The following is a 23,399-nucleotide window of genomic DNA, read 5'->3' as shown; positions in this document are numbered from 1 at the left end:
GGGAGCGCTTGAGGCGCCCGAGCGTTTGTGCGTTTCAGGAGAGATAGCATGGCGCAGGCCAACCGACCATCGATCAGCGATGACATGCTTTTCGAAGCGCTGCTCAAACAGGGCTGCGCCGCCGAAAAGGCCGCGCGGATAGCGCATATCCGCGACCCATGGGGCGATGTCGAGGAAGATGAGGACCCGGCGCTGTGCCGCCGGCCGACGATGCCCAAGGAAGACGTGATCGAAACGCTGCGCAAGGGTTGAGGCGCGGGGCCCGGGCAGTCTATGCGGGGTGCATGGCAGACCTACGCGAAACCGGCACCACGCTCGATCCCAGATATGATAGCAATGGCCTCATCACGGCGGTCGTCACCGACGCTGGCGATGGCATGGTGCTGATGCTTGCGCATATGAACGCCGAGGCGCTGGCGAAGACGATCGAGACGGGCATCGCGCATTTCTGGTCGCGCAGCCGCAAGGCGCTGTGGATGAAGGGCGAGACCTCGGGCAACGTGCTGCGCGTGAAGGAGATGCGCATCGACTGCGACCAGGATGCGCTGTGGCTGATCGCCGAGGCTGCAGGTCCCGCGTGCCATACGGGCGAGCGCAGTTGCTTCTATCGGCGCATCGTGGACGGTTCGCTCTATCGGGAGGCATAATTCGTTCGTCCGGGGCAGTCCCCCTGCAGCGTGCCCCGTGGAACGGCGCTGAGGTTGGAGGCGAAATTCAGTGCCGGACAACACCCCGCAGTCAACTCCCGATCGCCGCAAACGTCGTCTTGCCGCGAGGCTGGGATGGACGCTTCTTGCCATTCCTGCAGCCCCGCTGGCTTATGGTGCGGCCGGCTATGTCGGCGGGCTGATCCCCGTGAATGACGCTTGGCGCGAAGCGGAGCGGGGCGTTACCATCTATGTCGAAACCAATGGCGTCCACACCAGCCTCATCCTTCCCGTGGTTGCCGAAGGAACAGACTGGCGAACGCTGGTATCCCCGAACGACCTCGCCGACCCGCGCTACGCGGGCGACCATTACGGCTTTGGCTGGGGCGAGCGACGGTTCTATCTCAACACGCCGACCTGGGCCGATCTCGATGCGCGCACCGTGATCCGCGCGACGATCGGCAGCGACGAGACACTGGTGCATGTCGACCATGTCGTCCGCCCCTTTCCCGACCGCTGGCGCCGCCCGCTGAGGCTCAGTACCGAGGAGTATCGCCGCCTTTCCACCTATATCCGCGCGAGCTTCGCGCCGGGCCGCCCCAAGCCGATCCCCGGCTACACGCCCGCCGACATCTTCTATGAAGGGCGCGGCCATTATGATGCGATCACGACCTGCAACGAATGGGCCGGCGCGGCACTCCGCGCCACCGGAGTCCGCGTCGGCGCCTGGACGCCCTTCGAAAGCGGTGTGATGCGATGGTTTCGTTAAGCGCCAATCGGGACGTCTACGCGCGGTCGAGCCTGAGCGGGTGGCTCCATTCTACGACAAGCTTCCGGGTAACCGTCCGGTCTCGCCCGTTTCTGCCGCTCGGGGGGTCGGCAAAGTTCGACCCACCGCAACCGGCTCGCCCCTATTGACGTTAACGTGAACGTCAAATAGGCTACAGCTCATGGCTTATAAATCGACTCATGCAACGCTGGATATGCCGGACGTTCGCGACCGCCATATCTATAGCATCTCGGATCTTTCGGAAGAGTTCGACGTCACCGCGCGGGCGCTGCGCTTTTACGAGGACGAGGGATTGATCGCGCCGATGCGGCGCGGGATGACCCGGATCTACACCAAGCGCGATCGCGCGCGGCTTGCCTGGATCCTCCGCGCCAAGCGCGTCGGCTTCAGCCTGGGCGAGATCCGCGAGATGATCGACCTGTACGATGTCGGCGATGGCCGCCACGTGCAGCGACGCGTGACGATCGAGAAATGCAATGCGCGGATCGAGCTGCTCAAGCAGCAGCGCGTCGACATCGACGCGCAGATCGACGAGCTGACGCGCTTTGTCACGATGGTCGAGAAGGCCGAGGCGGAAGCCGAAGCCGAGCCTGCGGCCAAAAAGGCCGCCAAAGCCTGAACACCCCCCAGTTCCGGACCGGAGACATTGAATGCCCATCTATAACGCGCCCGTGCGCGACACCCGCTTCATCCTCGACGAGGTGATCGGTCTCGACCGCTATTCCAACCTGCCGGGCTTCGAGAACGCGACCCCCGACACCGTCGAAGCGGTGCTGAGCGAAGGCGGCAAGTTCGTTTCGCAAGTGCTGTTTCCGCTGAACCAGAGCGGTGACGAGGAGGGCTGCACGCGCCATGCCGATGGCTCGGTGACCACGCCAAAGGGCTTCAAGCAAGCCTATGACCAGTTCATCGAGGCGGGCTGGACGACGCTTTCGGCTCCGGAGGAATTCGGCGGGCAGAACCTGCCGCATGTGATCTCGACCGCGTTCGAGGAATATCTGATCAGCTCCAACATGGCGTTCGCCATGTATCACGGCCTGACCATGGGCGCGGTCGCCGCGATTCTCGCCAAGGGATCGCAGGAGCAGAAGGAGAAATACACGCCCAAGATGATCTCGGGTGAGTGGGGCGGGACGATGAACCTGACCGAGCCCCATGCCGGCACTGACCTGGGCATGATCCGCACCAAGGCCGAGCCGCAGGGCGACGGCAGCTACAAGGTGACGGGCACCAAGATCTTCATCTCGTCGGGCGAGCACGACCTGACCGAGAACATCATCCACCTCGTCCTAGCCAAGACCCCGACCGCGCCCGACAATGTGAAGGGCATCTCGCTCTTCATCGTGCCCAAGTTCCTCGTCAACGGCGACGGCTCGCTGGGCGAGCGCAACGCGGTCACCTGCGGCTCGATCGAGGAGAAGATGGGCATCCACGGCAACTCGACCTGCGTCATGAACTATGACGGGGCGACGGGCTGGATGGTCGGCGAGGAGAATAAGGGCCTTGCCGCGATGTTCATCATGATGAACGCGGCGCGGCTCGGCGTGGGGCTTCAGGGCCTTTCACAGGGCGAGGTCGCCTTCCAGAACGCGGTGCAATATGCGAAGGACAGGCGCCAGGGGCGCGCGCTTACCGGTCCTGCCGATCCCGACCAGAAGGCTGATACGCTGTTCGTCCATCCCGATGTCCGCCGCATGCTGATGGAGGGCAAGGCGCTGACCGAGGGGCTGCGCGCGCTCTGTCTCTGGGGGGCGCTGCAGGTCGACCTCAGCCACAAGGCGCAGACCGAGGAGGAACGCCAGGCGGCCGATGACCTGATCTCGCTGCTCACCCCCGTCATCAAGGGCTATGGCACCGACAAGGGTTACGAGATCGCGACCAACAGCCAGCAGGTCTATGGCGGCCATGGCTATATCCGCGAATGGGGCATGGAGCAGTATGTTCGCGATGCCCGGATCTCGATGATCTACGAGGGCACCAACGGCGTTCAGGCGATGGATCTGGTGGGCCGCAAGCTCGCGCAGAATGGCGGGCGCGCGGTGCAGGCGTTCTTCGCGCTGGTCGGGCAGGAAGTCGCGGCGGCCAAGGGCAACGAGAAATTGCGGGATTTCGCGGAGCGGCTCGAGAAGGCCAATGGCGAGCTGCAGGCCGCGACCATGTGGCTGATGCAGAATGCGATGGCCAATCCCAACAATGCCGGCGCGGCCGCGGCACCCTATATGAACATCATGGGAATCGTCGCGATCGGGCTGATGTGGCTGCGCATGGCGAGCGCCGCTGCGACCGCGATCGAGGCGGGCACGGGCGACGCGAAGTTCTACGAGGCCAAGCTCGTCACCGCGCGCTTCTTTGCCGAGCGGATCATGCCCGACGCGGGCGCACTCCGCCGCAAGATCGAGGGGGGCGCGGACAGCCTTATGGCACTTGAACCCGAGCTGTTCGCCGCCTAACCCTTTCCCCTGACAACAGGGGAGGCGGGATTGACGGGACTTGAACCCGGCCAGCTTTCGGTGATGCGCGTCCGCGCCGCACTCTTCGGCGCGGTCACGCTCGCGCTGGCGGTGGCTGCCAACGCGGTGCTTTCGACCGCCCTTCCGGTACCGATGGGGGCGGTCGCGGCGCCCGTGGCGCTATTGCTGATCTATCCGGTGCTGTTTAGCCCCGCGCGGCGCTGGCGCGCCTGGGGCTATGCCGCCGACGATCGCGAGCTGCGCGTGAAGCATGGCGTGCTGGTCGAAGTGCAGACCGTGGTGCCCTTCGGGCGCGTCCAGCATATCGACGTGTCGCAGGGCCCGGTCGAGCGCAGTTTCGGCGTAGCGCGACTGGTGCTGCACACCGCCGGCACCGCGAACAGCGAGGTCGTGCTGCCCGGTCTCTCTCGCGACACGGCCGAGGCGCTGCGCGACGAGATCCGCGCGCATATCCGGCAGGATCTTGCGTGAACGACGGCACCATCGCCGACCGGCACCTCCACCCGCTTTCGATCGGGCTGCGCTACCTCAAGAACCTGCCCTCGACGCTGCTCGGCCTGCCCGCGCTGGCCACCTATCTGAAGGACGGAGGCATCGGCTATTTCCTCGCGGTCGCGGCGATCGCGGGGGTGGCGGTGCTGCTGCTCAACTGGATCGGCTGGACGCGCTTTCGATACGGGGTTGGCGTGCACGAGATCGTGATCGAGAGCGGCGTGTTGAGCCGCAACCGGCGCAGCATCCCCTTCGAGCGCATCCAGGATGTCGATATCGAGCGCGGGCCGCTCGAGCGGCTGCTGGGGCTCGCCAAGGTGCGTATTGAAACCGGGGGCGCGGGCGGCGACGAGGGGACGCTCGACAGCCTCAGCGTAGCGGAGGCGGATCGGCTCCGTATCGCGCTGCGCGCGCGCCGGGCGGCAGAGACGCCAGTCATCGAGGCGGCGGATGCCGTCTCGGGACCGGTGCTCTTCGCCATGGGAGTGCCGCGCGTCCTGCTTTCGGGAGTGTTCAATTTCTCGCTGCTCTATCTTGCCGGCCTCTACGCGCTGCTCCAGACCTTCGAGAATTTCCTGCCCTTCCGCCTCGACGACTGGGGGCACTGGATCGGTTTCGCCGAGAACCGGATGCAGGGGCGCTTCACGCCTGGGATGATCGCGGCGGTGCTTCTGCTCGCCTTGCTGCTCGGCGTCGTTACCGGAATCGTACGGACGCTGGCGCGCGATTACGGGTTCCGGCTCACCGAGGAACCCGCCGGAATGCGGCGCGAGCGCGGGCTGTTCACGCGCACCGAGATCGTCATTCCCAAGCGGCGTATCCAGCTGGCGCTTGTCAGGCGCGGCGCGCCCAGACGGATCTGGGGCTATGCCGAGCTGCTCTTCCAGACGCTGAGCCATGACCGCGAGCGTGGCGGCAAGCAGAGTGTCGCGCCGCTCGCCCGCGATCAGGAGATCATCCCCATCCTCGCCGCGGGCAATGGCTTGCGATTGCCGCTCGACACCGTGTTGCAGCGCGTGTCGCGGCGGCATGTCCTGAAGGCGGCCGCGGCGAGCATCGCGCTGCCGACGCTGGCCATAGGCGTTGCCGCGATCTTCGTTCCGCTCGCTCTGGCGGGGTTCGCCGCGCTTCCGCTCATAGTCGGGAGCGCGATCCTCGAACGCCGTTCGCACCGTTATGCGCTGACCGACGACACGCTGTTCGTCCAGCGCGGCTGGTGGGACCGCAAGCTGTGGATCGTGCCCGTGCGCAGCGCGCAGACGGTGACAGTCCTGCGGACGCCGCTCCAACGTCTGCTGGGGCTGTCGACGCTGCTGGTCGACACGGCGGGTGCGTCGTCGGTCAGCGATCCGAGGATCGTGGATATGGGCCAGGGCCCCGCATTGGCGCTGTATGAGGAAATCGCGCGGCGGCTGCGAAAATAAGTTACGCCTGTGGCACGAAAGCGTGTGACGGGCGTTTGACGCCCAGCGAACGGGACCAGGGTGATATGGCGCGCAGCGAAGCAGAAGCCGTGGTGGCTGCCGGACGCAACTGCTGGAAGATCGCGCGCGCGGATCGCGCCGCGGTGATCGTCGATGCCTGCGACTATTTCCGCATCGCGCGCGAGGCCATGCTCAGGGCGCGGCGGCGGATCATGCTGATCGGCTGGGATTTCGACCCGCGCATCCATCTCGAACGTCCCCACGACGGTGCGCGCGAACAGGAGACGCTAGGCAGCTTCCTGCTCGATGTCGCCAAGGCACGGCCGGATATTGCGATCGATATCCTCAAATGGGACACCGGCGCGCTGAAGATGTTCTTTCGCGGGCGCGCCGTCTTCACGCTCGTCCGCTGGGCAATGACGAAGCCGATCACCTTCGAGCTCGATCACGCGCACCCGCCGGGATGCAGCCACCATCAGAAGATCGTGGTGATAGACGAAAGTTTCGCTGTCTGTGGCGGGATCGACATGACGCGCGACCGCTGGGACACAAATGAGCACAGGGACGACGACCCGCGCCGCACGCGCCCCGGCGGACAGCTCTATGGCCCCTGGCACGACGTGACGATGGTGGTCGACGGCGAGGCCGCAAAAGCGCTCGGCGAACTCGGGCGCAAGCGATGGGAGCGCGCTACCGGACGCGCGCTTGCGCCCGTGGAGCCCGTCCACGACATTTGGCCCGATGAACTCGTGCCAGATTTCACCGATGTCGACATAGCGATCGCGCGGACGCGTGCCGAATATGAGGATGATAAGGCGATCGGGGAGATCGAGGCACTCTATCTCGACATGATCGCGCGCGCCGAGCACTTCATCTATGCCGAGAACCAGTATCTGACATCGGGCAAGGTCGGCGCGGCGATCGCGAGGAGGATGCGTGAGGCAAATCCGCCCGAAATCGTACTGGTCATGCCGCTGACGGGCGAGGGCTGGCTCGAGCAGAAGGCGATGGATGGCGCGCGGGTAAAGCTCGGGCAGGCAATCGGCCGGATCGATACGCACAATCGCTTTCGGATCTACACGCCCAAAACGGCCAAGGGTGGCGACATCTATGTCCACGCCAAGGTGATGATCGTCGACGATCGCGTTCTGCGGATCGGATCGTCGAATCTCAACAACCGCTCGCTCGGCCTCGACAGCGAATGTGACCTCGCAATCGACACCACAGTCGCCGCCAATGGCGCTGCGGGCGAGGCTATCCGTCGGCTGCGGACGCGGCTGATGGCCGAGCATCTCGATGTTGCCGAGGAGGCGGTGGCGGCGAAGTTCGAGGAGACGGGCTCGCTGGTGGCGGCGATCGAGGCGCTGCGCCACAACCGCAAGACGCTCGAGCTGCTCCAATTCGATCAGCCCGACGCGGTGGAGGACTTCATCGCCGAGAACGAGCTGCTCGACCCCGAAAGCCCTGACGAGATGTTCGAGCCGATCAGCCAGCGCGGGCTGTTCCGCCGGTGGCGGGGCCAGTTCAGCGTGCGGGGGGCTCGGTCTTGACCTCGGGGACGATCACAGGGGCAACGATCGACGCGGGGGTGACGGGGTCGACCTTGGGAGCCGCTGCCGCATCGGCAGGAACGGTCGGCGTGCGCGCCTTCATACATTCGCTTGTGTCGGCGCGCTTGAACTCTGCGCAGTTCCATAGGGGCTTGGCGAACTGCTCGCCGCGGTTGCGCAGATAGCTGAACGACATGCCCTTGAGCAGCGATTCGGGGACGGGGAATCGGCCCGGCGTCATCGCGGGCTGGGTCCAGCCCATCACCTTGCAATATTCGCGGCCCGCGCACAGCGAAAGCGCGAGGGCGGCATAGTTGTCGGCGGGCGATTGCCTGTCGAGCAATACGATGAAACTGTCACCGTCGCGGACGACCTGCTTGCCCGCGCGTGCGACGACTGCTGGATCGAAGCGCGCGAGAAAGGCGGCTTCGCGCTGCTCGCTGGCCGCGATCAGACCCAGGCCCAGCGACGCCTGCTGCGCCTCGGTGGGCACTGCGCCGCTGTGTGACGGCGCCAGCCGGGCGAGCAGCCCGATTCCGGGCTCGCTGCCTGACGGGCGCCCGCGGAACGCCGCGGGTGTGCCCCACCAGCCCGTCCAGCGGAAGAAGATGTGCGTGTCCACTGCGGTGATCTTGTCGAGCTTGGCGCTCCAATAGGGCACCACCCAGTTGGTGTGATAATGCGTGGCATGGCCGACGGGGCGGTAAACGCTGCCCGTGAGTGCGCTCCTCGCAACCTTGCGTGCGCGTTCCCACGCGGCAGCCGAGGGCGTGCGCGCCATCGCACCGTCGCAGGTGAACGTGAACTGGCACCCCGTCGTGCGCTCGGAGCCTTGGAAGACGACGCCACAGACGGTCTTGGGGAAAGCGGGGTGGCGCAGGCGGTTGATCACGACCTGATCGACCGCGCGCTGGCCCTTGGTGTCATCGCCCGCCTCGTAATAGCCAGCGGCGGCGAGACAATCGATCGCGCGCTCCAGATCGGGGGGCGCGGCCGCGGCATAGTGAAAGCGCCGGGCCGCCGGGTTGGGTGCCTTGGAAAAGGGGACTCCCGCATTGATCGCAACCGCTTTTTCAGGCGGAAGCTCGCGGATCTGCAGCGGTTCGACCGCCGGCGGCGGCGGCGCGTCCGCAGGGATGGGCGCCTCGGTCGCCGCAGTGGTCGATCCCACTGGGACCGACTGGTTTCCCGCCACTATCCATGTCGCCACAGCGACGGCGACCACAAGGCCGAGCAGCAACAGCGCGATGAACAGGTTGCGCCGCGAACGGGCAGCGGCGTCCACCGCCAGACCGCTCCCCTCGGAAGAGGCAGAGGACGACATTGCGGGGCGCCCGCGTCCCGCCTCAGCTTTCGGGAAGGAAATCGGGCACCGAGAGATAGCGCTCGCCGGTGTCATAGTTGAAGCCCAGAACGCGGCTGCCCGCGGGCAGTTCCTTGAGCTTCTGCGCGATCGCGGCGAGCGTGGCACCCGATGAGATGCCAACGAGCATGCCTTCCTCGCGTGCGGCGCGGCGTGCCATCTCCTTGGCATCGGCGGGATCGACCTGGATCACGCCGTCGATCGTCTGGGTATGGAGGTTGGCGGGGATGAAGCCCGCGCCAATGCCCTGGATCGGGTGCGGACCGGGCTGGCCGCCCGAAATCACCGGAGACAGCGTCGGTTCGACGGCGAACACCTTGAGGTCGGGCCATGCCTTTTTGAGCACCTCGGCGCAGCCTGTGATATGCCCGCCGGTGCCCACACCGGTGATCAGCGCATCAAGCGGAGCATCCCTGAAATCTTCCAGAATTTCCTGAGCTGTCGTACGCACATGGACATCGATGTTCGCAGGGTTTTCGAACTGCTGCGGCATCCATGAATTGGGCGTCTCGGCGATCAGCTCGGTCGCGCGCTCAATCGCGCCTTTCATGCCCTTTTCCTTGGGGGTCAGGTCGAAGGTCGCGCCATAGGCGAGCATCAGCCGGCGGCGTTCGAGCGACATGCTCTCGGGCATGACGAGGATCAGCTTGTAGCCCTTGACCGCGGCGACCATCGCGAGGCCGACGCCGGTATTGCCCGAGGTCGGCTCGATGATCACGCCGCCGGGCTTCAGGTCGCCGGAGGCCTCGGCCGCCTCGATCATCGACAGCGCGATGCGGTCCTTGATCGATCCGCCCGGATTGGCGCGCTCGGACTTGATCCAGACCTCGGCGCCATTGAACAGGCGGCTGACGCGGACATGCGGGGTGTTGCCGATGGTCTCGAGGATTGATCCGGCTTTCATGTCGCTTTCTCCTTGAGTGGGATGTCTTCCAGCGTTGCAGGCGGGTCAAAGGTCCGCGCGGCGCGCAGTTCGGGGAACCAGCGCGCCCAAAGACCCGATACTATAATGGCACCGATTCCGCCCGCGACAACCGCGGTCGTGGGACCGATCACCGCGGCGAGGAAACCCGCGCGTGCTTCGCCGAGCTCGTTGGAGCCCGAAATGAACAATGTCGAGACCGCGCCGACGCGTCCACGCATCGCATCGGGCGTATAGAGCTGGATCAGCGACTGGCGGACATAGACCGAAAGCATGTCCGCTGCGCCAAGCAGCACGAGCATCGCGAGCGACAGCGGCAGGCTGCGCGAAATGCCGAAGACCGCGGTCGCGCCGCCGAAGATCGCGACGCCGACGAGCAGCTTGATCCCGACATTCTCGCGCAGCGGCCGCCACGCGAACCAGAGCGCCATCGCGACCGCGCCGACCGCGGGGGCGGCGCGCAGCTGGCCGAGGCCGTCGGCGCCGACATGCAGGATGTCGCGGGCATAGATCGGCAGCACCGCAGTGATGCCCGCGAGCAGCACCGCGAAGAGATCGAGCGAGATCGCGCCGAGGACCAGGCGATTCTGGCGGACATAGCGCAGCCCGTCCTTCATCTGTTCCCAGGGATGCGCGGGGCCGGTGATCGCGCTGCGCGGCACCGGGCGGATCAGCAGCAGGGCCAGAAAGGCGATCGAGAACAGGGCGGCGCTGAACGCATAGGGGATGACCGCGTCGATATCGTAAAGGATGCCGCCAACCGCGGGCCCGAGCACCGAGCCCGACTGCCAGGCAAGCGAACTCATCGCGATCGCGGTCGGGAGCACCGCCACCGGCACGAGATTGGGTGCGAGTGCCTGCAGCGCGGGGCTGGCAAAGGCCCGCGCGACGCCGAGCAGCGCGGCCACGGTGAAAAGCGCCGGGAGGTTGATCGTTCCCGTCCAGGTGAGCAGCCCGAGGGCGATCGCACATCCCGCTTCGAGCGCGACCGACGCGCGCGCGATCCAGCGCCGGTCGACGCGATCGGCGATCCAGCCGACGACGAGCGTGAGCAGCAGCAGCGGAAGGAATTGTGCGAGGCCGATCAGCCCCAGCTGGAAGGCGGCTTCCCTTGGCGTCATGCCCAGATCGGTGCGCGCGAGGTCATAGACCTGCCAGCCGATGACGATGACCATCGCCATTTGCGCAAGCGTCGAGGTGAGCCGCGCCACGAAATAACAGGTGAAGTCGCGATAGGCGAAGGGGTGCGCGGGCCGATCCATCGCGCCCTCTATGCCCGCAATATGCGGCAGTTCAAGCGCAGCAAAACTTTGGGGCCGGAAAACGGGCATGTCGTTCGTCGAAAAGCGGGTGGTTTGCGCTTGCGGCGAATGCAAGCATCCGCGCCGTTCGAGTCGCAATCCAAGACATTCAAGGAGTTGCTGGTGAAGCTATCCCGACTTGCAATTGCCGTTTCCGCGGTTTCGCTCGCACTGGCGGGCTGTTCCATGGCACCAGAGAGTAACAAGAGCGCAGCCACCGAGGCCGCGGACAAAAGCGAATGGGGCCAGTTTGTCGGCAATTATCTGGAGGGCTATTTCAAGCTCAACCCGAGTTTCTCGGTCTATCAGGGGCGGCACGAATATGACGGCAAGCTGCCCGACTGGAGCGATGCCGGGCTGAAGGCGCAGGCCGAATATCTCAAAAAGGCGATCGCCGACGCCAAAGCGTTCGACGCTTCCAAACTGAGCAAGGAGCAGGCCTTCGAGCGCGACTATCTGGTATCGGTCGCCGAGGGCGAATTGTTCTGGCTCGAGGATGCCGACCAGCCGCACCGCAATCCCGAGTTCTACATCGGCGGCGGGCTCGATCCCAATGTCTATATCGCACGGCCCTATGCCGATGCGACGACGCGGATGAAGGCGTTCATCGCCTTTGCGAAGAATGTGCCCGCGGCCGCCGCGCAGATCCGCGCCAACCTCAAGACGCCGATGCCGCTGAGCTTCATCGATTATGGCAAGGCGGGCTTCCAGGGATTCGCCGATTATTATGTTGGCGACGCCAAAGCGGCCTTTGCCGAGGTGAAGGACGAGGCGCTGCAGAAGGAATTCGACGAGGCCGCGGGCGCTGCGTCAAAGGCGATGAAGGATCTCGCGGTGTGGATCGAAAGCGGGCGCGCCACCGCGACGCAGGATTTCGCGCTCGGGCCCGACAGGTTCGCGCGGATGGTGCTCAAGACCGAGGGCGTCAACGTACCCGTCGCCGAGCTCGAGCGCGTGGGTTGGGCGGACCTCAGGCGCAACCAGGCGGCGCTCAAGGACGCATGCGGCAAATATGCGCCGGGCGCGACGATCCAGACGTGCATGGCCAAGATGAATGCTGACAAGCCCGAGGGCGGCCCCGTCGTTGCCGCGCGCAAGCAACTGCCGGCACTCAAGCAGTTCCTGATCGACAAGGACATCGTCTCGATCCCCGGTACCGAAGAGGCGCTGGTCGAGGAATCGCCGCCCTATAACCGGCAGAACTCGGCCTATATCGACATTCCGGGGCCGTATGAGAAAGGCCTCCCCTCGGTCTATTACATCTCGCCGCCCGATCCGGCCTGGTCGAAGGAGGTGCAGGCTGCATATATTCCGGGCCAGCGCGACCTGTTTTTCACCTCGGTGCACGAGGTGTGGCCCGGCCACTTCCTTAACTTCCTCCATGCCAACCGCGCCAAGTCGCTCTTCGGCAAGGTGTTCGTCGGCTATGCCTATGCCGAGGGCTGGGCGCATTATACCGAGGAGATGATGTGGGATGCGGGGCTGGGCGAGGGCGATCCCGAGACGCATGTCGGCCAGCTTTCCAACGCGCTGCTGCGCAATTGTCGCTTCATTTCGGCGATCGGGCTGCACGCCAGGGGCATGACGCAAGACCAGTCGCGCCAGCTCTTCGTCAACGAATGCTATCAGGACGAGGGCAATGCGCGGCAGCAGGCGGCCCGGGGCACCTATGATCCGGCCTATCTCAACTACACCATGGGCAAGCTGATGATCCGCAAGCTGCGTGACGACTGGGCGGCGGACAAAGGCGGGCGCAAGGCGTGGAAGGCGTTCCATGACGCGTTCCTCAGCTATGGCGGTCCGCCGATCCCGCTGGTACGCAAGGCGATGCTGGGCGGCGAGGCGCAGGCGGTGTTCTGAGGGCGGCCAGCATTCCCTTGCAACGTCAACCCGATGCTGGTCTGCCAAACAGATCGTACAAAACGCGTCGGAAGATGCCAGCCTTCGCTGGCATGACGCTGGAGGGAAGGGGCGTGCTCAGCCTGCCTTCAGCTTGCGTCCACGTGCGAGCAGGAAGATCAGCACGGGCCAGAGCAGGGTGAAGGCCACGTCGCTCAGCGTATTGGGCCAGCGCCAGGAGCCGTGGTTGATGCGATCGAAGCACTCGTTGAGCGCCTCGATCAGCACGACCGCGAGCAATGGCACGGGCGAACGGAACGGTTTGCGCAGCACCACCGCGGCGGCGACGAAGACCAGCATTCCCAGATGGGTATGCAAGATCGGATCGGTAAGATTCGACCACAGGGCGAACTGGTTTTTCAGCTGGGCGTACGCGGCTACGATTTGCATGGTGGGCGATATGGGGCAGCGCAGCATCGCTGCCTAGCCCTAATCGGCCAGAACGTTTCTCGACGCGCGTCAGGCGACGGGCACCGCGCCGCCCAATTTCATCATCTTGCCGTTGGTGATAATCACGCGATCGCCGAGTTTCGCCTGCGCGAAGAGTAGCGCGGCAAACGCGTTGGGAACGCCGATGCAGCCATGCGTCGCCTTGCCCCATGCGACATCTGCGCCGTGGATCGCGACGCCGTCATTGGTCAGCCGCAGCATATAGGGCATGGGCGCGTCGTAGAGGTTGGACACATGGTCCTTGTCCTTCTGCGAGATCGCGAAGCTGCCGAGCGGGCTCTGCTTGTCGTCGGCGCCGTAGAGGATGACCGCCACGCCGATCTCGTAGCCAGCGCGGAACACCGAGAGCGTCTGCGCGGCGAGGTCGACGGTGATCAGCAGATCACCCTGCGGCACGCCCTTGTCGTCCCAGGCATAGTCGCCATGCTTGAGTGGACCGTCGAGCTTGAGGATGCCTTTAACCTCATAGTCACGTGACGATTGCGCGGCGGCGGGCGCAGCGGCGACCGGCGTCGTCTGGTGCCCCTGCGGTGGAACCAGCGTGCGCGCCGGCAGACCGGTGAAAAACAGCGCGCCCGCGATCGGCGCGGCGACGAACAGCAGTTTTGCTCCCATCCCCGCAAATGCCTTGTTGCGCCCGCCCGCCATTGCCCAGCCCCTTGAGAGATTTACGCTTTCTTTACCAGAGCGGGCGCGCTGCGCCAGAGGCTGAATCCCGCTGTGCCGCGGCGGGACGACGGACATGGTAAATCTTAACGGCGGGCCTGGTGTCCCAGTTTCTGCCACTTATCCCTATGAAGCTCATCATTACCCCGGAAGGAACCCCAATTCACCGCCGCGCGCTTGTAAAAGAGGTGTTCGATACGGAAGCCAAGGGCGCACGCAGTAACAGGAATTATGCGATCGGTTGACCACTTCCTTGCCGCGCTGGTGGCCTATTATCTTCATCGGCTGCCTGATTTTCGGGGAAAATGGCGATTGCTGCGTCCCCTCGACGGGGTGCTGAGCGGTGTTCCGGTTCCGTCCCGCTATGTCGGGGTCAAGCTTGCGCTCGACGTGGCCGACCGCACCAATCAACTCTGCGTACTCGGCCGCTACGACGATGTCGTGCCTGATGAGGTCAGCCGTCTCGAAGAGGGCGATTGCCTTGTTGACGTGGGTGCCAATTGCGGACTTTTCACGATCATGGCGGGGCATCGCGTTGGCCGGTCGGGACTGGTAGTCGCATTTGAGCCGTGCCTCGCCACCTACGCCAGGCTCACATCCAATCTAAGCCTCAACCGGCTGGGCAATGTCTTGCCGCTCAACATGGCGGTGGCGGAGCGCTTCGACCAGATGAAGCTCGACATTTCGGCTCCCGGGCATACCGGCCGCTACTCCATCGCAACCGAAGAAAGTACCGAAATTGCCGAGATAACCGCAATCAACCTGAAAGATTTTCCCGGAATCTGCGCGTTGCTTGGCAAGCGCCCAACGCTGATCAAGATCGATGTCGAAGGCTACGAGCTCCATGCCTTGCGGGGCCTGACGCCGCTGCTCGAAAGGCCTGAAACACGCCGGCTGGTCGTCGAGATCGACGGTCGAAATCTCGCCCGCTATGGCTCGACGCCCAACGACATCTACGCCATTCTGGGCAAGTTCGGCTTTGCCCCCACGACGACGCGAAGCCGCGGCGCCCATTATGATGAAGTGTTCGTCCGGGCGGGCGACAGCGGTCAAGCTCTTGCGTCAGGAAAACGCATCGCGAAAGCGCAACGCGGCCATATCGCCTTTGTGCTTCCCGGTTTGGGCGCTGGCGGTGCCGAGCGCGTGGTCAGTATCATAGCCAATGCACTTGTCGAGCGCGGATGGCAGATAACGGTCATCACCTTTGCCGAGCGGGATGCGCTGTCATTTTATCCCTATCCGGACGCGGTCGATCTGATCCGACTCGATATCCCCACTCAACCCCAGCGCTGGTGGCGCGCGCTACCAATGAGCTTCACGCGCACCTGGCGCCTGAGGCGTGCATTGCGCGGGATCGCGCCACATGTCGTGATCAGCTTTTTGACGCGCACCAATGTTCTCGCATTGCTGGCGAGTGTCGATAGCGACGTACCCGTCATTGTTTCGGAGCGAAATAATCCCGAACAGCAAGACTTCGGTCGCGTATGGCACGCGCTTCGATCGCGACTCTACCGTCGCGCATTCGGGCTGGTCACAATGACACAGGGGGCAATGGACTATTTTCCGCGGGCAATGCGGCAACGGCAATGGGTCATCCCCAATCCGGTCCTGCCGGTCGAGCATCGCGCTGCACGCGCTCGCGGCATGCTGAACCTGACCGCAGTTGGTCGGCTTGTGCCGCAAAAGGGCTTTGATCTTCTGTTGCGCGCCTACGCACAGATCGTCCACGCCTTCCCGGACTGGGAACTGGTCATCTGGGGCGACGGGCCTGAACGGGAAACGCTCGAGCAGCTTGCGCAGTCACTCGGGATTGGCGACCATGTCCGCTTTCCGGGCTTGTCCAGCGTCCCCGGCGGTTGGCTATTCAGCACCGACCTGTTCGTCCTGTCGTCGCGCTACGAGGGATGGGGCAATGTGTTGCACGAAGCCATGGCAAGCGGAATAGCCTCGGTCGCCTTTGATTGCCCGTGGGGGCCGGCCGAGATGATCGACGACGGTGTCAATGGCATTCTTGTTCCCCCTGGCGACATAGCAGCGCTTGCTGCGGCACTTGTGGACTTGATGGGGGATCCACAGCGACGTGATGTGCTGGGCAAGGCCGCGCGTCAGTCCGCAGCTCGCTTCGCGACCGACGCAATAGTCACCCGATGGGAGGCGGCTGCAACCGAAGCGATGACCGGCGGACGATCCGTTGGCGAGCAGGATCTCGTTCACGACAGCCATTTCGGTCGATAGCCTTCGACGCGCGTTTGTTGATTGAGATCGTGATGGCGCGCTGCCACCAGCGGGATCACGCGATCGAGACGAAGCTGTCCATCACACGTTTGCGTCCCGACTGATCGAAGTCGATTTCGAGCTTGTTGCCCTCGATCTCTGCGATTTCGCCATAGCCGAACTTCTGGTGGAAGACGCGCATCCCGACATTCAGGTCACTGCGTCCCTTGTTGCCGAGGCTGACCGCGCTGGCGCGCGCCTCCATCACGCGCTGGGGCGTGGACGAAAAGTTGCCCCCGGCCGCGCGCAGCCATCCGGGGCCTCGGCCTGTGCCGCGCCCGACGGTGTGGAAGGGATCGGCGCGTTCGGACCAGTTGGCGCGCCACAGGCTTTCGCCGCCCGCCATGCTGCTTTCGCTCTCGATATGCTCGGGCGGAAGCTCGGCGACGAAGCGCGAGGGGATCGAACTGGTCCACTGGCCATAGATGCGGCGGTTGGCGGCGTGGAGGATGACGCATTTCTGACGCGCCCGCGTGATCGCGACATAGGCGAGGCGGCGTTCCTCCTCGAGGCTCGCATTGCCGCCCTCGTCGAGCGAACGCTGTGAGGGGAAGAGCCCTTCCTCCCAGCCCGCGAGGAAGACCGTGTCGAACTCGAGCCCCTTGGCGGCGTGGATCGTCATGATCGTGACCTTCTCATCCTCGGCCGCGGCGTCATTGTCCATGACGAGGCTGACATGCTCGAGGAAGGCGCCGAGCGTCTCATACTCCTCCATCGCGCGGACGAGCTCGTTGAGGTTCTCCAGCCGTCCCGCTGCCTCGGCCGACTTCTCGGCCTGCCACATCGCGGTGTAGCCGCTCTCATCGAGCAGCTGGCGTGCAAGCTCAGGATGGGGAAGGTCGTTCGCCATGTCGCGCCAGCGCGCGACGTCGCCGATGAAGCCACCAAGCGCGCGGCGCGCCTGCGGGGTCAACTCATCGGTGTCGAGGATACGTGCGGCGGCGAGCGTCAGCGGGATCTGCTCGATACGCGCCAGCTGGTGGATCTTGGCGAGCGCCTTGTCACCCAGCCCCCGCTTTGGGACGTTGACGATGCGTTCGAAGGCAAGGTCGTCGGCGGGCTGGTGGACGATGCGGAGATAGGCGAGTGCGTCGCGGATCTCCTGCCGCTCGTAGAAGCGGAAGCCGCCGACGATCCGATAGGGCAGGCCGATAGCGATGAAGCGGTCTTCGAACTCGCGCGTCTGGTGCTGCGCGCGGACGAGGATCGCGGTGTCGTTCAATGATCCGCCGCCGCGCTGGTGCGCCTCGATCTCGTCGCCGACGCGGCGCGCCTCTTCGGGGCCGTCCCAGACGCCGAGCACCTGGACCTTCTCGCCGACATCGGCCTCGGTCCACAGCTCCTTGCCGAGCCGTTCGCCATTGTTGGCGATCACGCCGGAAGCGGCGGCGAGGATATGGGGAGTGGAACGGTAATTCTGTTCAAGCCGGATGATAGCAGCCCCCGGGAAGTCCTTCTCGAACTTCAGGATATTCTCGACCTGCGCGCCACGCCAGGAATAGATCGACTGGTCGTCGTCGCCAACGCAGCAGATGTTCTTGCGGGTCTGGGCGAGCAGGCGCAACCAGAGATACTGGACCGAGTTGGTGTCCTGATATTCGTCGACCAGGATATATTTGAAGCGCTGCTGATACTGTTCGAGCACATCGCGATGGCGCTTGAGGATGGTCAGCATATGGAGCAGCAGGTCGCCGAAGTCGCAGGCGTTCAAGGCGCGCAGCCGTTCCTGATAGGCGGCGTAGAGTTCCTTGCCGCGGCCATTGGCGAAGAGCTCACTCTCGCCCGCGTCGAGATCGGCGGGGGTAAGCCCCTTGTTCTTCCAGTTGTCGATGAGGCCGCCCAACTGGCGCCCAGGCCAGCGCTTCTCGTCAAGGTCGGCCGCCTGGATGAGCTGCTTCATCAGCCGCAACTGATCGTCGGTGTCGAGGATGGTGAAATTGCTGTGCAGCCCGACCAGCTCGGCATGGCGGCGCAACATCTTCGCGCCGATCGCATGGAAGGTGCCGAGCCATGGCATGCCTTCCACCGCTTCGCCGACGATGCGGCCGACGCGCTCCTTCATCTCGCGCGCGGCCTTGTTGGTGAAGGTGACCGCAAGGATCTCCGATGGCCAGGCCTTGCGCGTATAGATCAGGTGCGCCAGCCGTGCGGTGAGCGCCGCGGTCTTGCCCGTTCCGGCGCCCGCAAGAACCAGAACGGGGCCCTCGGTGGTCAGCACCGCCTCGCGCTGAGGCGCGTTGAGCCCCTGAAGATAGGGCGGTTCGGGAACGGGCGACGCGGGGAGACTCATCTGCGAACAGTTAGGGAACAAGGCGCCCGAGGGCAATGCCGGTTTAGTGCGCTATGGTGCGGATCAGGCGCAGAACGCCTTCGCCATCGTTGCGATAGCGCCGCGTGCGTTCGCAGTTATAGGCGTGGAAATCCCCCGCGGTGATGGTGCGCTCTGCATCGTCCCACAGGATCGTCAGCGTGCCGTCAAGGACATAGACGGTTTCGGTCCATGCCGCGTCATGGACGACAGGATGGTAGGTTTCTCCCGGAGCGAGCGACCAGCGCCAGACCTCAACCTCGGCGGCCGCCGCGAAGCTGGACAATAATATGCCCTGACTGCGCGGATCCTCGCCCGCCCAGGCGACGGCCTCGATCCGCGCGGGGTCGGGCAGGGCGGGCGCCTGGACGAGATCGGAGAAGCGCAGCCCCATGGCCTCGGCGAGCCGGTCGAGCGTCGCGAGGCTGACATTGGCGTCGCCCGTCTCGATATTGATGATCATGCGCCGGCTGACCCCCGATGCCACGGCGAGCGCTTCCTGGCTCATCCCGCGCTGCTGGCGGAGCGCGCGGACATTACCCGCGACATGCTCGAGAACCTTGGGACGGTCTTGACTGTGCAATATAGTGCTCATATGGATCAGTGCACTATGCTGCACATTCGGGACGGAGACAAGATGTGAGCCGCGCTGCCACGCTCAAACAAGGCGTGATCTGGCCGATTCTGCTCGTGATCGTTGCGATGATCTCGATCCAGATAGGCGCATCGATCGCCAAAGGGCTGTTCCCCATCGTCGGCGCACCGGGGACGACTGCGCTTCGATTGTTCTTCGGCGCGGTGATCCTGATGGTCGCGCTGCGGCCGTGGCGGACGCCGCCAGGGCGGGACGGATGGCGGCCGATCCTGCTCTACGGCGCGGCGTTGGGGTGCATGAATTTCCTGTTCTACCTCGCGCTGCGAACCGTGCCGCTCGGGATCGCGGTGGCGCTGGAGTTCACCGGACCGCTTGCGGTCGCCGTACTGGGATCGCGCCGGCCGATCGATTTCCTCTGGGTCGCGCTGGCCATCGCGGGACTGTTGCTCCTGCTGCCGCTCGGGCAGAGCGTGAGCGGCATCGATCCGGTGGGCGCGGGCTATGCACTTGGTGCCGGTGCGTGCTGGGCGCTCTACATCATCTTCGGGCAGAAAGCCGGCGGCTATCACGGGACAAGCTCGGTTGCCTGGGGATCGCTGGTGGCGGCGGCGCTGATCGTGCCGATCGGCGTGGCGGATGCAGGGGAGGCGCTGCTGAATCCGGCGGTGATCCCGATGGCGATCGGCGTGGCGGTGCTGTCGACCGCGCTGCCCTACACGCTCGAGATGACCGCGCTGACCCGGCTGCCTGCGCGCGTGTTCGGCACGCTGATGAGCGTCGAGCCCGCGATCGGCGCGCTTTCCGGACTGGTGCTGCTGGGCGAACAGCTTACCGTGCTGCAATGGGCCGCGATCAGCGCAGTGATCGTCGCCTCGCTCGGCGCCGCGCTCACGATCGAGCAGGAGGAGCCCGCACCTGCGGTCGATTGAGCCACATTGACTCGACACCCAGGCGCCCATAGATCGACGCGTGACGCCGCCTCTTTCGGGTTTCCGGCTGCGTCGCATTGAACGAGCCCGCAAATTTAAGGCTCGTTCCATGGCATGGGTCATCCTTGCATTTGCCGTCGTCACCGAAATCATCTGGGCGTTGAGCCTCAAATGGGCGCAGGTGCAGCAGACATTCGCTGCCGCGGCGGTGCCGATCGCGCTGTCCTTCCTCAACATGTGGCTGCTCTCGCTCGCGATGAAGGGTATCTCGGCGGGTACCGCCTATGCGGTGTGGACCGGGCTGGGCGCGGTGGGCGTCATCATCGGCGGCATCATCCTGTTCGGCGAGCGCGTCTCTGCGGTGCAGATCGGATTCATGGCGATGATCGTGCTGGGCGTTGTCGGCACCAAGGTTTTCGCGCAGGGATGATGCGCAAACGGAGATAGCGGGGGATTCGGCACGATGGCGACGACGATGAACGCGGTGGCGGGCCCGCTGTCCAATCGCCGCATATTGATCGCCAGCCTCGTCGGCACCTCGGTCGAATTCTACGATTTCTACATCTACGCGACCGCGGCGGCGCTGGTATTCGGGCCGCTGTTCTTCCCTTCGGAATCAGCCTCGGCGCAGCTGCTTGCGGCCTATGCCAGCCTTGGCGTCGCCTTTGTCGCGCGGCCTTTGGGCGCCAGCGTCTTCGGGCATTTCGGCGACCGGATCGGGCGCAAGTCGACGCTGGTCGCTTCGCTGCTGCTGATGGGCGGATCGACCCTGTTGATCGCGTTCCTGCCGACCTATGCCCAGATCGGCTGGGTCGCGCCACTGCTGCTCTGCATCCTGCGCTTCGGGCAGGGTTTCGGGCTGGGCGGCGAATGGGGCGGCGCCGCGCTGCTCGCGGTCGAGAACGCGCCTGCGGGCTGGCGCGGACGATACGGCATGGTGCCGCAATTGGGCGCACCTGTCGGCTTCATTGCCGCGAACGGGCTGTTCCTGATCCTTGGGATGACGCTGAGCCAGGACGAGTTCATGGCCTGGGGTTGGCGCATTCCCTTTCTCGGCAGCATCCTGCTGGTCGGCGTCGGGCTGTGGGTGCGCTTGAAGCTCACCGAAACCCCCGCCTTCGCCGCGGCGATGGAAGAAGCACCGCCGCCCGCGGTGCCCTTTGCCGAGATGCTGCGCGATCACTGGCGCGCGACGCTGGGTGGCACCTGCGGTGCGATCGTCTGCTTTGCGGTCTATTATCTCGCGACCGCCTTTGCGCTCGGCTATGCGACGACGACGCTTGGGATAGACCGTCAGGTGTTCCTGGGCCTCCAGATCCTCGCGATCTTCTTCATGGGTTTCAGCATCGCGGCCTCGGGCTGGCTTTCGGATCGGTTCAGCGCGCGCGATACGCTGCTCTGGGGCAGTGTCGCGGCGGTTATCGCGGGGCTGGTGCTGCCGGTGGCGCTCCAGTCCGGGTCGCTGACGATGATCTTTGCGGGCATGAGCTTCGCGCTTGTCGTGATGGGGCTGGTCTATGGCCCGCTCGGCGCGTGGCTGCCGAGCCTGTTCCCGGCGCGTGTGCGTTATACGGGCGTGTCGATGGCGTTCAACGTCGCGGGTATATTGGGCGGCGCGCTGACCCCGGTGGCGGCGCAGTGGCTCGCCCAGGATCATGGTCTAGTCTGGGTCGGCGTCTATCTGGCCGCGGGGTCGAGCGTCAGCCTTGTGGCGCTGCTCTCGATGCGCGACCGCGCATGAGCCAGGAGAGCGGGCGGCCGTCGATCGCGGCAAGCCCGACCCCGATCAGCGCCATACCCGCATAATGCTTCGGCTCGAGCGTTTCGCCGAGCAGGAAGGTGCCGAGCAGGATCGCGGGGATGGGGATGACGAAGGTGACGAGCAGCGCGTTGGTCGCGCCCGCCTTCTCGATCAGCCGGAAATAAAGGATATAGGCGAAGGCGGTCGAGATCAGCGTCAGCCCCGTCATGGCCGCGATCGACTCGAACAGCGGCATGGGCAGCCGCCAGGGCGCATCGAAGATCATCGCGATCGGGAACATGATCGCGGCGGCGGCGACAAGCTGGCCCGCGGCGACCTCGATCGGCGCAACGCCCATCGCCTTGAAGCGACGGCCATAGACGCCTGCGAGCGCGTAGGAGAGCGCTGCCGCCACGCAGGCCAGTTGGGCGAGCAGATTGTCGCCCAACCCGGCGAGCGCATCGCTGCCCATCATCACCGCAACACCCGCGATGCCCGCGAGCACGCCCGTGATCTTGCCCGGCGTCGCCCTTTCGTCGGCGGTAAACGCGTGCGCGACGACGACACCCCAAAGCGGGGTGGTGGCGTTGAGGATCGAGGCAAGCCCGATCGGGATATGCGTTTGCCCCCAGGCGACAAGCACGAACGGCGTCGCAATGTTGAGCGCACCGAGCAGCAGGAACGCCAGCCAGATACGCGGCGATGCGGGCAGGTTGCGCCCGGTGAGGCCGAGGATCACGAGCAGCGCGGCCGCCGAGATGCTCGCGCGCAGCAGCACGAGCGTGAAGGGCGGGAAGCTGCGCAGCGAAATCTCGATGAAGAAGAAGGAGCAGCCCCAGACGATCGAGAGCACGCCGAAGACGAGCCATTCGCGGGGCCCCATGCGCTGCTGGATCATCGTGCTCATGCCGTCCTCAATAGAATTGATCGGTGGCTGACGCCCACTAATTGTAGTGCGTCGATCATAAGCGCACCCTATGGATGCGCGTCCCGGCGCTTGCGCTCAAAGCGCGCGGAGCAGGACAAGCTTGGCCTTGCCGTAGGTGCGTTCGGTCTCGGCCGCGAGGCCCGGCACATCGATCGACTCGTCGCGGGCGGTCTCGATGCTGACAAGACAGCCCGTGTTGAAGCCCTTGCGCTGGGCGAGCGCGGCGAGTGCCTGCTGGCCGAGCCCCATGCCATAAGGCGGGTCGAGCATCACGAGGTCGAACGGGCCGCCTGGCGTGGCGAGCGCGGACTGGGCGCGGATGTCGGTGCGGGGCGCAGCGCCGAGCGCCTCGACATTGGCCTTGAGCGCAGCGAGCGCGCCGCGGTCATTCTCGACAAAGGTGCAGTGCGCCGCACCGCGCGACAGCGCCTCCAGTCCGAGCGCGCCCGTGCCCGCGAAGAGATCCGCGACGCGCAATCCCTCGAAGCTGCCGAGGCGACTTGCCAGCATCGAGAACAGCGCTTCGCGCGCACGGTCGCTGGTAGGGCGCGTGCCCTTTCCGTCGGGCGCGCGCAGCGCGCGGCCGCGCCATTCGCCCGCGATTATGCGCACTGGTTAGCCCTTCCCCTTCAGGGGAGGGGTTGGGGTG

General features: G+C 65.1%; 23 protein-coding genes. 13 read left to right on the top strand and 10 right to left on the bottom strand.

Features of this window, described 5'->3' with window-relative positions:
* The first annotated feature begins 48 nt into the window (after nucleotides 1-48).
* From AC3WJD_RS10995 to AC3WJD_RS10960, 8 genes are all read left to right on the top strand, one after another.
* A complete protein-coding gene (locus tag AC3WJD_RS10995; protein WP_492746670.1) occupies nucleotides 49-252 on the top strand; it encodes a hypothetical protein in 204 nt (67 codons plus the stop codon).
* Nucleotides 253-284: 32 nt separating this feature from the next.
* Nucleotides 285-647, top strand: coding sequence for a phosphoribosyl-AMP cyclohydrolase (gene hisI / locus AC3WJD_RS10990; RefSeq protein WP_492746669.1), 363 nt, complete (start codon nucleotides 285-287; stop codon nucleotides 645-647).
* Nucleotides 648-717: 70 nt separating this feature from the next.
* Complete coding sequence (locus AC3WJD_RS10985) at nucleotides 718-1,416, top strand: TIGR02117 family protein (protein WP_492746668.1); 699 nt, start codon at nucleotides 718-720, stop codon at nucleotides 1,414-1,416.
* 181 nt (nucleotides 1,417-1,597) lie between these two features.
* Nucleotides 1,598-2,056, top strand: coding sequence for a MerR family transcriptional regulator (locus AC3WJD_RS10980; protein WP_492746667.1), 459 nt, complete (start codon nucleotides 1,598-1,600; stop codon nucleotides 2,054-2,056).
* A gap of 31 nt (nucleotides 2,057-2,087) precedes the next feature.
* Nucleotides 2,088-3,887, top strand: coding sequence for an acyl-CoA dehydrogenase C-terminal domain-containing protein (locus AC3WJD_RS10975; RefSeq protein ID WP_492746665.1), 1,800 nt, complete (start codon nucleotides 2,088-2,090; stop codon nucleotides 3,885-3,887).
* 30 nt (nucleotides 3,888-3,917) lie between these two features.
* Nucleotides 3,918-4,379, top strand: coding sequence for a PH domain-containing protein (locus AC3WJD_RS10970; RefSeq protein ID WP_492746664.1), 462 nt, complete (start codon nucleotides 3,918-3,920; stop codon nucleotides 4,377-4,379).
* Nucleotides 4,376-5,824, top strand: coding sequence for a PH domain-containing protein (locus tag AC3WJD_RS10965; protein ID WP_492746663.1), 1,449 nt, complete (start codon nucleotides 4,376-4,378; stop codon nucleotides 5,822-5,824). Before AC3WJD_RS10970 ends, AC3WJD_RS10965 begins: the two co-directional genes overlap by 4 nt.
* Nucleotides 5,825-5,889: 65 nt before the next feature.
* Nucleotides 5,890-7,374 carry a phospholipase D-like domain-containing protein gene (locus AC3WJD_RS10960; protein ID WP_492746662.1) on the top strand — a complete coding sequence of 495 codons (1,485 nt, stop codon included), beginning with the start codon at nucleotides 5,890-5,892 and terminating at the stop codon, nucleotides 7,372-7,374.
* Here the strand turns inward: AC3WJD_RS10960 and AC3WJD_RS10955 are convergent.
* From AC3WJD_RS10955 to AC3WJD_RS10945, 3 genes are read right to left on the bottom strand one after another with little or no spacing between them, the layout of a single operon-like run.
* The gene (locus AC3WJD_RS10955) at nucleotides 7,349-8,698 is read right to left on the bottom strand and encodes a cell wall hydrolase (protein WP_492746661.1); all 1,350 of its coding nucleotides are present in this window, start codon (nucleotides 8,696-8,698) and stop codon (nucleotides 7,349-7,351) included. The two genes, AC3WJD_RS10960 and AC3WJD_RS10955, sit on opposite strands and share 26 nt — an antisense overlap.
* 22 nt (nucleotides 8,699-8,720) lie before the next feature.
* Nucleotides 8,721-9,641, bottom strand: coding sequence for a cysteine synthase A (gene cysK, locus AC3WJD_RS10950; protein WP_492746660.1), 921 nt, complete (start codon nucleotides 9,639-9,641; stop codon nucleotides 8,721-8,723).
* Nucleotides 9,638-10,921: an MFS transporter gene (locus AC3WJD_RS10945; protein ID WP_492746659.1), complete on the bottom strand. Its 1,284-nt coding sequence runs from the start codon at nucleotides 10,919-10,921 to the stop codon at nucleotides 9,638-9,640. Before AC3WJD_RS10945 ends, cysK begins: the two co-directional genes overlap by 4 nt.
* A 225-nt stretch (nucleotides 10,922-11,146) precedes the next feature.
* On the opposite strand from AC3WJD_RS10945, the gene AC3WJD_RS10940 reads away from it, so the two are divergent.
* On the top strand, nucleotides 11,147-12,820 hold the full coding sequence (locus AC3WJD_RS10940; protein ID WP_492746710.1) for a DUF885 domain-containing protein: 1,674 nt from the start codon (nucleotides 11,147-11,149) through the stop codon (nucleotides 12,818-12,820).
* Nucleotides 12,821-12,937: 117 nt separating this feature from the next.
* Here AC3WJD_RS10940 and AC3WJD_RS10935 read toward each other — a convergent pair whose 3' ends face one another.
* The 3 genes from AC3WJD_RS10935 to AC3WJD_RS10925 all read right to left on the bottom strand — a co-directional run bounded on the left by AC3WJD_RS10935 (nucleotide 12,938) and on the right by AC3WJD_RS10925 (nucleotide 14,506).
* Entirely contained in the window at nucleotides 12,938-13,276 is a 339-nt protein-coding gene (locus AC3WJD_RS10935; protein WP_492746658.1) for a hypothetical protein, read from the bottom strand.
* Between the two features lie 42 nt (nucleotides 13,277-13,318).
* On the bottom strand, nucleotides 13,319-13,957 hold the full coding sequence (locus tag AC3WJD_RS10930; protein ID WP_492746657.1) for a L,D-transpeptidase family protein: 639 nt from the start codon (nucleotides 13,955-13,957) through the stop codon (nucleotides 13,319-13,321).
* A gap of 159 nt (nucleotides 13,958-14,116) precedes the next feature.
* On the bottom strand, nucleotides 14,117-14,506 hold the full coding sequence (locus AC3WJD_RS10925) for a hypothetical protein (RefSeq protein WP_492746711.1): 390 nt from the start codon (nucleotides 14,504-14,506) through the stop codon (nucleotides 14,117-14,119).
* Between AC3WJD_RS10925 and AC3WJD_RS10920 the strand changes: the two genes are divergently transcribed.
* A complete protein-coding gene (locus AC3WJD_RS10920; protein ID WP_492746709.1) occupies nucleotides 14,495-16,210 on the top strand; it encodes an FkbM family methyltransferase in 1,716 nt (571 codons plus the stop codon). The genes AC3WJD_RS10925 and AC3WJD_RS10920 overlap by 12 nt on opposite strands.
* A 55-nt stretch (nucleotides 16,211-16,265) precedes the next feature.
* Here the strand turns inward: AC3WJD_RS10920 and AC3WJD_RS10915 are convergent, their stop codons facing one another.
* Together AC3WJD_RS10915 and AC3WJD_RS10910 are read right to left on the bottom strand one after the other, a co-directional pair.
* A complete protein-coding gene (locus AC3WJD_RS10915) occupies nucleotides 16,266-18,539 on the bottom strand; it encodes an ATP-dependent helicase (protein ID WP_492746656.1) in 2,274 nt (757 codons plus the stop codon).
* 43 nt (nucleotides 18,540-18,582) lie between these two features.
* Entirely contained in the window at nucleotides 18,583-19,140 is a 558-nt protein-coding gene (locus tag AC3WJD_RS10910) for a helix-turn-helix domain-containing protein (protein ID WP_492746654.1), read from the bottom strand.
* Between the two features lie 56 nt (nucleotides 19,141-19,196).
* Here AC3WJD_RS10910 and rhtA point away from each other — a divergent pair, with 56 nt between their 5' ends.
* From rhtA to AC3WJD_RS10895, 3 genes are all read left to right on the top strand, one after another.
* Nucleotides 19,197-20,081 (top strand): threonine/homoserine exporter RhtA, encoded by an 885-nt coding sequence (gene rhtA / locus AC3WJD_RS10905; RefSeq protein WP_492746653.1) that lies wholly within the window; start codon nucleotides 19,197-19,199, stop codon nucleotides 20,079-20,081.
* A 109-nt stretch (nucleotides 20,082-20,190) separates the two neighbouring features.
* The gene (locus AC3WJD_RS10900) at nucleotides 20,191-20,511 is read left to right on the top strand and encodes a DMT family transporter (RefSeq protein WP_492746652.1); all 321 of its coding nucleotides are present in this window, start codon (nucleotides 20,191-20,193) and stop codon (nucleotides 20,509-20,511) included.
* A gap of 33 nt (nucleotides 20,512-20,544) precedes the next feature.
* A complete protein-coding gene (locus tag AC3WJD_RS10895; protein WP_492746651.1) occupies nucleotides 20,545-21,822 on the top strand; it encodes an MFS transporter in 1,278 nt (425 codons plus the stop codon).
* On the opposite strand, the gene AC3WJD_RS10890 is transcribed toward AC3WJD_RS10895, so the two are convergent.
* Entirely contained in the window at nucleotides 21,782-22,729 is a 948-nt protein-coding gene (locus tag AC3WJD_RS10890; protein WP_492746649.1) for a DMT family transporter, read from the bottom strand. The genes AC3WJD_RS10895 and AC3WJD_RS10890 overlap by 41 nt on opposite strands.
* A gap of 96 nt (nucleotides 22,730-22,825) precedes the next feature.
* The gene (gene rsmD, locus AC3WJD_RS10885; RefSeq protein ID WP_492746648.1) at nucleotides 22,826-23,362 is read right to left on the bottom strand and encodes a 16S rRNA (guanine(966)-N(2))-methyltransferase RsmD; all 537 of its coding nucleotides are present in this window, start codon (nucleotides 23,360-23,362) and stop codon (nucleotides 22,826-22,828) included.
* Between the last annotated feature and the right edge of the window lie 37 nt (nucleotides 23,363-23,399).

The organism is Sphingobium sp. FW306-1B-F04DB (genome assembly GCF_058781925.1).
This window is presented reverse-complemented; position numbering and strand designations above follow the sequence as displayed.